General features: G+C 71.2%; 8 protein-coding genes. 7 read left to right on the forward strand and 1 reads right to left on the reverse strand.

Features of this window, described 5'->3' with window-relative positions; translation table 11 throughout:
- From C1I97_RS20135 to C1I97_RS20155, 5 genes are all read left to right on the forward strand, one after another.
- Positions 1-1,704, forward strand: a 1,704-nt coding sequence (locus C1I97_RS20135; RefSeq protein WP_441349135.1) for a fumarate hydratase, incomplete at its 5' end; no start/stop codon positions are given.
- A gap of 378 nt (positions 1,705-2,082) precedes the next feature.
- Positions 2,083-3,078, forward strand: a complete 996-nt coding sequence (locus tag C1I97_RS20140; RefSeq protein WP_181446809.1) for a M28 family metallopeptidase — start codon at positions 2,083-2,085, stop codon at positions 3,076-3,078.
- 373 nt (positions 3,079-3,451) lie between these two features.
- On the forward strand, positions 3,452-4,855 hold the full coding sequence (locus C1I97_RS20145; RefSeq protein ID WP_111004622.1) for a class II fumarate hydratase: 1,404 nt from the start codon (positions 3,452-3,454) through the stop codon (positions 4,853-4,855).
- Positions 4,856-4,940: 85 nt separating this feature from the next.
- Entirely contained in the window at positions 4,941-5,633 is a 693-nt protein-coding gene (fomD, locus tag C1I97_RS20150; protein WP_111004617.1) for a cytidylyl-2-hydroxypropylphosphonate hydrolase, read from the forward strand.
- Between the two features lie 297 nt (positions 5,634-5,930).
- A complete protein-coding gene (locus C1I97_RS20155; protein WP_181446810.1) occupies positions 5,931-8,102 on the forward strand; it encodes an ATP-binding SpoIIE family protein phosphatase in 2,172 nt (723 codons plus the stop codon).
- A gap of 101 nt (positions 8,103-8,203) precedes the next feature.
- On the opposite strand, the gene C1I97_RS20160 is transcribed toward C1I97_RS20155, so the two are convergent.
- Positions 8,204-10,552: a transglycosylase domain-containing protein gene (locus C1I97_RS20160; protein ID WP_111004619.1), complete on the reverse strand. Its 2,349-nt coding sequence runs from the start codon at positions 10,550-10,552 to the stop codon at positions 8,204-8,206.
- A gap of 254 nt (positions 10,553-10,806) precedes the next feature.
- Here C1I97_RS20160 and C1I97_RS20165 point away from each other — a divergent pair, with 254 nt between their 5' ends.
- Positions 10,807-11,751 (forward strand): SPFH domain-containing protein, encoded by a 945-nt coding sequence (locus tag C1I97_RS20165; RefSeq protein WP_111004620.1) that lies wholly within the window; start codon positions 10,807-10,809, stop codon positions 11,749-11,751.
- On the forward strand, positions 11,748-11,976 hold a 229-nt coding region (locus C1I97_RS20170), incomplete at its 3' end, for a hypothetical protein (RefSeq protein ID WP_181446811.1). The genes C1I97_RS20165 and C1I97_RS20170, both read left to right, overlap by 4 nt.

The following is an 11,976-nucleotide window of genomic DNA, read 5'->3' on the forward strand; positions in this document are numbered from 1 at the left end:
GGGTGGTGTCCTCGCCCTGCGTTCGCGTACACCGATCTGCTCCCCCAGGGCGAGGACACCACCCCGTACCGGCTGGTGACGTCCGAGGGCGTCTCCACCGTCGAGGGGCCCGACGGGCGTACGTTCCTCAAGGTCGAGCCGGAGGCGCTGCGCAAGCTGGCCGAGGAGGCCGTCCACGACATCCAGCACTACCTGCGCCCGGCCCACCTCGCCCAGCTGCGCCGCATCATCGACGACCCCGAGGCGTCCGCGAACGACAAGTTCGTCGCCCTGGACCTGCTCAAGAACGCCAACATCGCGGCCGCGGGCGTACTGCCCATGTGCCAGGACACCGGTACGGCGATCGTGATGGGCAAGCGCGGGCAGAACGTACTGACGGCGGGCGAGGACGAGAAGGCCCTCTCCCGGGGCATCCACGGCGCCTACACCCGGCTGAACCTGCGCTACTCGCAGATGGCTCCGCTCACCATGTGGGAGGAGAAGAACACCGGCTCCAACCTCCCCGCGCAGATCGAGCTGTACGCGACGGACGGCGACGCCTACAAGTTCCTGTTCATGGCCAAGGGCGGCGGCTCGGCCAACAAGTCCTTCCTGTACCAGGAGACGAAGGCCGTCCTGAACGAGGCCTCCATGATGAAGTTCCTGGAGGAGAAGATCCGTTCGCTGGGCACGGCCGCGTGCCCGCCGTACCACCTGGCGATCGTGGTCGGCGGCACGTCGGCCGAGTACGCGCTGAAGACCGCGAAGTACGCCTCCGCGCACTACCTGGACAACCTGCCGGCCGAGGGCTCGCCGCTCGGCCACGGCTTCCGGGACAAGGAGCTGGAGGAGAAGGTCTTCGAGCTGACGCAGAAGATCGGGATCGGGGCGCAGTTCGGCGGCAAGTACTTCTGCCACGACGTGCGCGTGGTCCGCCTGCCGCGGCACGGCGCGTCCTGCCCGGTCGCGCTCGCGGTGTCCTGCTCGGCGGACCGGCAGGCGCTGGCGAAGATCACGCCCGAGGGCGTGTTCCTGGAGCAGCTGGAGAAGGACCCGGCGCGGTTCCTGCCGGAGACGACGGACGAGCACCTGTCGGACGACGCCCGCGGCGAAGCCGCTGATGGGCAGAGTGTGAAGATCGACCTGAACCGGCCGATGGACGAGATCCTCGCGGAGCTGACGAAGTACCCCGTGAAGACCCGGCTGTCGCTGACCGGGCCGCTGGTCGTGGCGCGGGACATCGCCCACGCGAAGATCAAGGAGCGGCTGGACGCGGGTGAGGGCATGCCGCAGTACCTCAAGGACCACCCGGTGTACTACGCCGGACCGGCGAAGACCCCCGAGGGCTACACCTCGGGCTCGTTCGGGCCGACCACGGCCGGGCGGATGGACTCCTACGTCGAGCAGTTCCAGGCGGCGGGCGGTTCGAAGGTGATGCTGGCCAAGGGGAACCGCAGCAAGCAGGTCACGGACGCGTGTGCCGCGCACGGCGGCTTCTACCTGGGGTCCATCGGTGGGCCCGCGGCCCGGCTGGCCCAGGACTGCATCAAGAAGGTCGAGGTCCTGGAGTACGAGGAACTCGGCATGGAGGCGGTCTGGAAGATCGAGGTGGAGGACTTCCCGGCGTTCGTCGTCGTGGACGACAAGGGCAACGACTTCTTCCAGGACCCGGCGCCGCAGCCGACGTTCACGACCATCCCGGTGCGGGGACCGGGGCTGGCGTAGCGCGTCCGCCGACGTCCTCGGGGCCGGTCCGGGTGTCACCCGGACCGGCCCCTGCCGTTTCGCCCGCCACCACCCGCCGCCCGCACCTCGCCCCCGGCCGGCCGCGGCAGATCGACGCCGCCGTCCACGGTCACGCCGCGCCGGCCACCTGACGGCTCCTCACAACGGGCCCGGTGAAGGCCCGTCGGGCCGACCACGGGCGCCCGCACGTCCGGATAGCGGACATCATGTTCCTTTTTTGGACAACCTGCCCGCACGGGCGCCTTTTCTGTTGACTCGCTCAACTTCCACTGTGAACCTTCTCGCCAATCCGACATGTACACGACATGTCAGATTCCCTGTGGTCCACCCCACGGACCACCTCCCGAAGGAGACAGAGTGAGACGACGACTCGCCGTGGCGAGCTTCTCCCTCGCCGTCGTGCTCGGCTGCGGAACACTCCCCGCCGCAGCCGCGGCCGCCGGCCCGGCAGACGCCCGGCAGACGCAGACCCTCGCGGACACGGGCCGGTCCACCACCGTGAAGGCGCTCGCCGCGCCCAACATCGACGTGACCAAGGTGCGGGCGCACCTGAGCGAGTTCAGCGCCATCGCCGGCCGCAACGGCGGCAACCGCCGCTCCACCACCCAGGGCTACCGCGACTCCGTCGCCTATGTGAAGGGCAAGCTGCAGGCGGCCGGCTACACCGTCACCGAGCAGTCCTGCACCTCCGGCTGCACCAGCGGAGCGGGTCCCAACCTGATCGCCGAGTGGCCGCGCGGCGACGCGAACAACGTGTACATGTTCGGCGCCCACCTCGACAGCGTCTCGGCGGGCCCCGGCATGAACGACAACGGCTCCGGCTCGGCCGCGCTCCTCGAGAACGCCCTGACCCTGGCGCAGCAGAACCCCACCCTGCGCAACCGGGTCCGCTTCGCCTGGTGGACCGACGAGGAGCAGGGTCTCAACGGCTCGAAGTTCTACGTCCGTTCGCTGTCCTCGACCCAGCGCGCCACGATCCGGGCGTACTACAACTTCGACATGGTCGCCTCCACCAACGGCGGCTACTTCATCAACCACATCACCTCGTCGGCCGCCGCGCCGATGAAGGCGTACTGGGACTCGCTGGGCCTGCGGCCCGAGGAGAACACCGAGGGCGCCGGGCGCAGCGACGACTACCCCTTCGAGCAGGCCGGCATACCCACCTCCGGTTACGCGATGGGCGCCAGCGCCCGCAAGACGTCCACGCAGGCCGCCAAGTGGGGCGGCACGGCCGGCGCCTCCTACGACCCCTGCTACCACCGGTCCTGCGACACCCTCACCAACATCAACACCACCGGCCTGGACCGCGCGGCCGACGGCATCGCCTACACCCTCTGGCAGCAGGCCGTGTAGACCGGCACCGGAACCCGGGACGCCGGGTTCACGGTCGAGACGGTCACCCGGCGGCACGCTCGCCACGCCGTCCGGCGCCGACGCCCGCAGCGGACACGTGCGGCGCCCGGCCGACCTGACGGCGTACGCGGGCCGCCGGGTGACCGTCTCCCCCACGGCCAGTGAGGACGCGTCCCCGCGGACGGGCTTCCTGGCCGACGACGTGGCCCTCCGGGGCACCCGACCGGCGCCGGCCTCACACGGTGGTCCGCCCCGCCGCCTCCTCGCGGCGGGGCGGAGTCCGTTCCGGGTACCCGAGCGGGATGCTGTCAACGGGGAACCGGCAGGAATACACCCGGCCGGCACCACTGCTGTGAACTTCGGAGGTACGACGATGACGATCGCGGACGACGACCGGCGCTACCGCGTCGAGCACGACTCCATGGGCGAGGTGCGGGTCCCCGCCGACGCCAAGTGGCGCGCGCAGACGCAGCGCGCCGTGGAGAACTTTCCCGTCTCCGGGCAGCGGATCGAGCGCGCGCACATCGAGGCGCTGGCGCGGATCAAGGGCGCCGCGGCCAAGGTCAACGCGGAGCTCGGCGTGCTCGACGAGGACGTCGCCGGGGCGATCCAGGAGGCGGCGGCGGAGGTCGCCGAGGGCAGGTGGGACGAGCACTTCCCCGTCGACGTGTTCCAGACCGGGTCCGGGACCTCCTCCAACATGAACACCAACGAGGTCATCGCCACCCTCGCGAGCGAGCGGCTCGGGCGGGACGTGCACCCCAACGACCACGTCAACGCGTCGCAGTCGTCCAACGACGTCTTCCCCTCCTCCCTCCACATCGCCGCCACCGCCGCCGTCACCCGCGACCTGATCCCCGCCCTGGACCACCTCGCGGCCGCCCTCACCCGCAAGGCCGAGGAGTTCGCCGACGTGGTGAAGTCCGGGCGGACGCACCTCATGGACGCCACGCCCGTGACCCTCGGTCAGGAGTTCGCCGGGTACGCCGCCCAGGTGCGGTACGGGGTCGAGCGGCTGAACGCCTCCCTGCCCCGGCTGGCCGAGCTGCCGCTCGGCGGGACCGCCGTCGGCACCGGGATCAACACCCCGCCCGGGTTCTCCGCCGCCGTCATCCAGGAGGTCGCCCGCGTCACCGGGCTCCCGCTCACCGAGGCCCGCGACCACTTCGAGGCGCAGGGCGCCAGGGACGGCGTCGTCGAGACCAGCGGACAGCTGCGCACCATCGCCGTGGGGCTGACGAAGATCGCCAACGATCTGCGGTGGATGGCCTCCGGGCCGCGGACCGGGCTCGCCGAGATCTCCCTGCCCGATCTGCAGCCGGGGTCGTCCATCATGCCGGGGAAGGTCAACCCGGTCGTTCCCGAGGCCGTCCTCATGGTCTGCGCCCAGGTCACCGGCAACGACGCCACCGTCGCCGCCGCCGGCGCCTCCGGCAACTTCGAGCTCAACGTCATGCTCCCGGTCATCGCCAAGAACGTCCTGGAGTCCGTCCGGCTGCTGGCCAACGTCTCCCGGCTGCTCGCCGACCGCACCGTGGACGGGATCGTCGCCCACCGGGAGCGCGCCCGCGAGTACGCCGAGTCCTCCCCTTCCGTCGTCACCCCGCTCAACCGGTACATCGGGTACGAGGAGGCGGCGAAGGTCGCCAAGAAGGCGCTGGCCGAGCAGAAGACCATCCGCCAGGTCGTCGTCGAGAGCGGGTACGTCGAGCGCGGACAGCTCACGGCCGAACAGCTCGACGAGGCGCTGGACGTCCTGCGGATGACACGTCCGTGACGCCTCGGCACCTCACCTCACGCCCGGACGTGAACCCGTGACGCCCTCGGCGGCATCAGGTGCCCCGGGCACCTAAAATCTGCTCATGGCAGACGACGGAGCGACCACACGCGCGGCCACGGGCGGTGCGACGGCCCGCTGGGCCCCGGGCAGCCAGATCCTGTGGCGGTACCGGGAGAACGGCGGCGCGCGCTTCCACATCGCACGCCCCGTCACCGTCGTGCGGGACGACCCGGGCCTGCTCGCCGTATGGATGGCGCCCGGCACCGAGTGCGTCAAACCCGTGCTCGCCGACGGCACCCCCGTACACCTGGAACCGCTCGCGTCGCGCTACACCAAGCCACGGGCCGTGCGGCGCGACCGCTGGTCCGGCACCGGCGTGCTGAAGCTGGCCCGGCCCGGCGAGCCCTGGTCGGTGTGGCTGTTCTGGGAGCCGGGCTGGCGGTTCAAGAACTGGTACGTCAACCTGGAGGAGCCGCTCGCCCGCTGGGCGGGCGGAGTCGACTCCGAGGACCACTTTCTGGACATCTCCGTGCACCCGGACCGCAGTTGGCACTGGCGCGACGAGGACGAGTTCGCGCAGGCGCGGCGCGACGGCCTGGTGGGCGCCGAGCTCGCCGAGCGGGTCGAGGCCGCCGGCCGGGACGCCGTGGAGGTGATCCGCGCCTGGCGGTCTCCGTTCTGCGAGTCCTGGCAGCAGTGGCGCCCGGACCCCGCCTGGGCGGTACCGTCACTCCCGGACGACTGGGACCGTACGCCCGTGCACATGGCCTCATGAGGCCCTTGATGCGCCCCCGGGCGGGAAACGTAGGATCGTCCTCCGCAACGATCGCAACGATCGAACGAGGTTCAGGAGCAACTCCCGGACAGCAGGCCGGGCCTGACCGGACGTCACCGAGGGGCGGCAGGACGTGAGCGAGGGGTACGACGGCAACACCCGTGCGAGCCGCGAACGGTTCGCCGGTTGCACAGGAACAACCTCTGACCACTCCGGAAATCCGTTCCTGGGACATGTATTCCGGGTATTGGGTCTTCGGCGGGACGAACTGCGCGCCCGGCGCGCGGCCCCGGACGGATGGATTCGACACGCGTGACGGAGCAGCCGACCTCCTTCGAGCGCCCCCAGGCGGGCACCGACCCCACGGACGCCTGTGGGGCACTCCTGCGTACCCCGGCCGCCTCGGGGTCCTCGGCATTACCGCAACAGTCCCGCACCGCCGGGTCCGAGCACTCCCAGTCCACGTCCGCCGAGCCCGGCGCCCACCGTCCGCGTCCCGCGCCGGAGGGCATCCCGGCCCAGCCGGACGCGGCGGCCATGACGGCCGAGGCGGAGTCCGCCGAGGACGGGGCGGGCGGCGGGACCGGCAAGGACGGAAGCAGGGACGGAAACGCGGATCCCGGGACCGGCGGCGGCGAGCCGTCCGGCGGCCAGGACCGCGGGGCCCGGCGCGGCCTGCCCCCCGGCGGCAAGGAGCGCCGTACCGGCCGAGGGCTGCCGCCCGGCCGGCCGTCGCCCATGCGGCGGGACGGGGACCGGCTGCGGTTCGTGGGGGCGGCCACCCGGCGGATCGCGCGCGGCATGGACCTCGACGAGATCGTCATGGGCCTGTGCCGGGCCACCGTGCCGACCTTCTCCGACGCGATCCTCGTCTATCTGCGCGAACCGCTGCCGGTGGGCGACGAGCGGCCCATGGGTCCGCTCGTGCTGCGGCTGCGCCGTTCCGACCGGATCCCGGCGGAGCGCGACACCGACGGCGTGTACGTGCCGCCGCCGGTGCCGGAGCAGCCGGCGGAGCTGTCGGTGGTGACCAACGAGCTGTGCGAGGTCCGGCCGGGCAGCGCGCTGGGCGAGGTGCTGCGGGGCGTACGGCCGGTGTTCACGGACACGGCGCCCGCCCAGGTGGCCCTCGCCGAACTCCTCGGCGAGGGATCGGAGCTGGCGGTGCCCGAGGGGCAGCGCGCCATTCTCGCCCCGCTGCGCGGCCGGCGCCGTGTCATCGGCGCCGCGCTGTTCCTGCGCCGTCCGGAGCGCCAGGCGTTCGAGCCCGACGACCTGCTGGTCGCCGCCCAGCTCGCCACGCACAGCGCGCTGGGCATCGACAAAGCGGTGCTGTACGGCCGTGAGGCGTACATCGCCGACGAGCTGCAGCGCACGATGCTGCCCGAGACGCTGCCCCACCCGACGGGCGTACGGCTGGCCTCGCGCTATCTGCCCGCCGCGGAGACCGCGCGCGTGGGCGGTGACTGGTACGACGCGATCCCGCTGCCTGGCAGCCGGGTCGCCCTCGTCGTCGGTGACGTCATGGGCCACTCCATGACCTCGGCCGCGATCATGGGGCAGCTGCGGACGACCGCGCAGACCCTGGCCGGGCTCGACCTGCCGCCGCAGGAGGTGCTGCACCACCTCGACGAGCAGGCGCAGCGCCTGGGAACCGACCGCATGGCGACCTGCATGTACGCCGTCTACGACCCCGTCGCGCACCGCATCACCATCGCCAACGCCGGCCACCCGCCGCCCGTGCTGCTGCACCTGGGCGGCCGGTCGGAGGTGCTGCGGGTGCCGTCGGGCGCACCGATCGGTGTCGGCGGGGTCGACTTCGAGGCCGTGGAACTGGACGCCCCGGCCGGCGCGACCCTGCTCCTCTACACCGACGGCCTGGTCGAGTCGCGTCTGAGGGACGTGTGGACGGGCATAGAACAGCTGCGCGAGAAGCTGTCGGCGACCGCGCAGCTCACCGGCCCCGACCATCCGCCGCCGCTCGAAGCCCTGTGCGACGAGATCCTGGACATGCTGGGTCCGGGCGACCGGGACGACGACATCGCGCTGCTCGCCGCCCGCTTCGACGGGATCGCGCCGAGCGACGCGGCGTACTGGTCCCTGGAGCCGGAGGACTCCGCCCCCGGCCAGGCCCGCCGCATGGCGCGCCAGGCGCTGGAGCGCTGGGACCTGCAGGAGCTCACCGACTCCGTGGAGCTGCTGGTCAGCGAGGTCGTCACCAACGCCGTGCGCTACGCCTCCCGCCCGGTCACCCTCCGTCTGCTGCGCACCGACGTCCTGCGCTGCGAGGTCGGCGACGACGTGCCGCAGCTGCCGCGCATGCGCCAGGCCCGCGCCACGGACGAGGGCGGCCGCGGACTGTACCTGGTGAACAAGCTGGCCCGGCGCTGGGGCGCGACCCGGCTGAGCACGGGCAAGGTGGTCTGGTTCGAGCTCAACCACTCGGCCGGGAACGACCAGGCCCGCTGACCGGCACCAAGACGGTCGGTGCGGCTCAGCGCGGCTCAGTACAGCTCAGTACGGCTCAGTACGCCGAAGGGGCGCCCGGTCCGGGCGCCCCTTCGTGCCGCTCACTGGCCGTTGAGGTTCAGCAGGCTGTCGGTGGTGTCGTCCGTCGGTTCCCTGGCCGGCGGGGTCTCGCTCGCGCTCTGCGACGGGGTGGCCTGCTCGCTGGGGGACTGCGACGGGGTGGTCTGCTCGCTGGGGGACTCGGTCGGCGTCTCGGACACCGGCGGGGCACTGGTGGTGGGCGACTCGGACGGGCTCTCGCTGGGCGTCTCGCTGACCGACGGGGTCTTTGAGGGCTGGACCGCGGCGCCCTGCTTGGTGTCCAGGTCGAACTTGCTGACCTCGCCCATCACGCCGAAGGTGTACTCGGCCCAGATCTGGGCCGGGAAGCCACCGCCGTTGACGCGCGGCACGCCACCCGCCTCGTACATCGGGACGTGCTTGCCGTTCTGCTTCAGGTCCTCGCCGAACAGGCCCACCGCGGTGACCAGCTTCGGCGTGTAGCCGACGAACCAGGCGGACTTGTTCTCGTCGGACGTACCCGTCTTGCCCGCGACCTGCTGGCCGTTGCGCCGCGGGTTGTCCCGCACCGACTTCTGGGCCGTACCGTCGTCGACCACGCCGGTCAGCACCGAGGTGACCGTGTCGGCGGCCTGGCGGCTGATGACCTGGTCGCCGATCGGGTCGGACATCTTGACCGTACGGCCCCGCTGCTCGGCCGACTTGACGATGGTCGGGGTGACCTTCTCGCCGTGGTTGGCGAACGTGGCGTAGATCCCGGCCATCTCCAGCGGGCTCGCGCCCATGGAGCCCAGCGTCTGGGCGGGCACCGCCTGCATGCCCTTGGTGTTCATGCCGAGCTCGCCGGCGACGCCCATCACCTGCTCCATGCCCACGTCGATGCCCATCTGCGCGAAGACGGAGTTGACCGACTTGTTCATGGCCGTCTGGACGGTGATGTCGCCGTAGCTCCGGTCGTCCTCGTTGGGCGGGCCGAAGCCGACCCGGCGGCCGCGGTCCACGACCTGGCGTTCGCTGGTGCCGTCGTAGATCGTGTTCGCCGCGATCGGCCGGCCGTCCTGGGTCTTGGCGTCGTGCTCCAGGGCCGCGGCCAGGATGACCGGCTTGAAGGTGGAGGCGGGCTGGTAGTCGTTACGGGTCGCGTTGCTGAAGTAGTGCTTGAAGTAGTCCTCGCCGCCGTACAGGGCGACGATGTGCCCGGTCTTCGCGTCGACGGAGACGGCGCCGGCCTGGACGTGTTTGTCGACCGGGCGCTCCTTCGGGTTCAGCTTGCTGGTCAGCTGCGTCTTGACCGCCTCCTCCAGCGCGGCCTGCTTCTTCTTGTCGATGTCCAGGGTGATGTTCCAGCCCTGGCCGTCGACCGCCTGCTCCGCCTGGCCCTGGGTCAGGCCCTGCTCCTTCACCAGCTGCTGCGCGAGCTGACGGTTGGCGAGTGCGATCAGGTAGCCCTTCTGGCCCTCCTGCCCGGGAGCGGGCCGGGGTTCCTTGGGCTCGGGGAACTTCATGGCCTGCCGCTCGGAGGCGTCCAGCCAGTTCTGCTTGACCATGTTGTCGAGCACGTAGTTCCAGCGCTGCTGCGCGAGCTTCTTGCCGGTGTCGCTCGCGACGGCCCAGTCGTACTGGCTCGGGGCCTGCATCAAGGCGGCGAGGTAGGCGCCCTGCTGGACGGTGAGGTCCTTGGCGTCGACGCGGTAGTAGGCCTGCGCGGCGGCCTGGATGCCGTAGGCGCCCCGGCCGTAGTAGCTGGTGTTGATGTACCCGGCGAGGATGTCGTCCTTCGACATCTTCTGGTCCACCTTCAACGAGATGACCAGTTCCTTCACCTTGCGCGTGACGGTCTGGTCCTGGTTGAGGTAGAAGTTCTTGACGTACTGCTGGGTGATCGTCGACCCGCCCTGCGCGCCCTTGCCGCTCAGCGTGTTGAGCAGACCGCGGGCGGTGCCCTTCAGGTCGACGCCGTGGTCGGTGTAGAAGGTCTTGTTCTCGGCCGCGACGAAACAGCGCTGGACGGCCTTGGGCACCTTGTCCAGGTCCACCATCTCGCGGTTGACCTCGCCGGTACGGGCCAGGATCGTGCCGTCGCTGTACTTGTAGACGTTGCTCTGACGTGTCGCGTCGGCGTTGCCCTTGGGTATGTCCACCACCACGTACAGCACGATGAAGGAGCCGATGCCCAGCAGGCAGACGCCGAAGAACGTGCCGAGGATCTTCCTCCAGGTGAACAGCCGGCGTATGCCGCCCTTCTCCCTGACCGGCCGGGCGGCCCTGCGCGCCGCGGCCCTGCCGCCGTCGGCGGGGCCGATGCCGGTCGCCGGAGTCCCGGACGAGCGCCTGGGCGCCGCGCGGCGGCCCTCGCGCTGCCGCGCTCGTCTCTCTTCCGCTCGTCCCATGGATCCGTCCGCTCCGCTTCGGTCTCGGCAGTCACTCACGTGGGTGCAGGTCAGCTCAGAAAGCTAACACCGACGTCTGGGGCAAAGGGCACCCGATTCACCCCTTATCGGACGTGAGAATGAGCACCCGCCCCGGAGGAACCGACGCTTCATGTGCCCGCAGGGTTGTCATGGTGTGAAAAAGTGATATCACTTAGCTAGACAGACGCTATGGGCCGGCAGTTCACCGGCCGCACGAGAACGGGGGACCCGTCATGTCCGCACAACCACTGCAGGACTCCACGCCCACCACCGGCCTGCCCGAGATGCCCGAGCCGCGGGTGCGCGAGTTCCCGGCGCACAGCATCGGGGGTGGGCTCGCCCTGCTGCTGGGCCTGCTCGGCGTGCTGGTCGCGGCGGCGCTGGTCGCGGGCGGCACGATGGTCACGGCGACCGGCGCCCAGGCGGCGCTGATCGTCGTGGGCGTCCTGACCGGCATCGCCGCGCTGCTCGCGATGGGCGGGCTGAACATGGTCGCGCCGGGCGAGGCGCGGGTGGTGCAACTCTTCGGCCGCTACCGGGGCACGATCCGCGAGGACGGGCTGCGCTGGGTGAACCCGTTCACCTCCCGGGAGAAGATCTCCACCCGCGTCCGCAACCACGAGACCGCCGTACTGAAGGTCAACGACGCCTACGGCAACCCGATAGAACTCGCCGCGGTCGTCGTCTGGAAGGTGCGGGACACCGCGCAGGCCACCTTCGAGGTGGACGACTTCCTGGAGTTCGTCTCCACCCAGACCGAGGCGGCCGTACGCCACATCGCCATCGAGTACCCCTACGACGCCCACGAGGAGGACGGCCTCTCCCTGCGCGGCAACGCCGAGGAGATCACCGAGAAGCTCGCCGTCGAACTGCACGCGCGCGTGGAGGCGGCCGGGGTGCAGATCATCGAGTCCCGCTTCACGCACCTGGCCTACGCTCCCGAGATCGCCTCGGCGATGCTCCAGCGGCAGCAGGCCGGCGCGGTCGTGGCGGCCCGGCGCCAGATCGTGGACGGCGCGGTCGGCATGGTCGAGGCGGCGCTCGCCCGCATGTCCGAGCGGGACATCGTGGAACTGGACGAGGAGCGGAAGGCGGCGATGGTGTCGAACCTGATGGTGGTGCTCTGCGGCGACCGGGCGGCGCAGCCGGTGCTGAACACGGGGACGCTCTACCAGTGACGGCTGCCGAGGAGGGACCCTCGCCCAGGCGCAGGCCGCAGCAGCGCAAGCAGGTGCTGCTGCGGCTGGACCCGTCGGTCTACGACGCGCTCGCCCGGTGGGCCTCCGACGAACTGCGCTCCGCCAACGCCCAGATCGAGTTCCTGCTCCGCCGCGCCCTCACGGAGGCGGGGCGGCTGCCCAGGGACGCGGGCCCCCTCCCGCGCCGCGGCCGGCCCCCCGGGG

It is taken from the genome of Streptomyces sp. NTH33 (assembly GCF_003236365.1).
Classification (GTDB): domain Bacteria; phylum Actinomycetota; class Actinomycetes; order Streptomycetales; family Streptomycetaceae; genus Streptomyces.

Excerpts from the sequence above, each read along its gene's own strand:
- C1I97_RS20145 (WP_111004622.1), top strand. The coding sequence starts at position 3,452 with ATGACGATCGCGGACGACGACCGGCGCTACCGCGTCGAGCACGACTCC.
- fomD (WP_111004617.1), top strand. The coding sequence starts at position 4,941 with ATGGCAGACGACGGAGCGACCACACGCGCGGCCACGGGCGGTGCGACG.
- C1I97_RS20155 (WP_181446810.1), top strand. The coding sequence starts at position 5,931 with ATGGATTCGACACGCGTGACGGAGCAGCCGACCTCCTTCGAGCGCCCC.
- C1I97_RS20160 (WP_111004619.1), bottom strand. The coding sequence starts at position 10,552 with ATGGGACGAGCGGAAGAGAGACGAGCGCGGCAGCGCGAGGGCCGCCGC.
- C1I97_RS20165 (WP_111004620.1), top strand. The coding sequence starts at position 10,807 with ATGTCCGCACAACCACTGCAGGACTCCACGCCCACCACCGGCCTGCCC.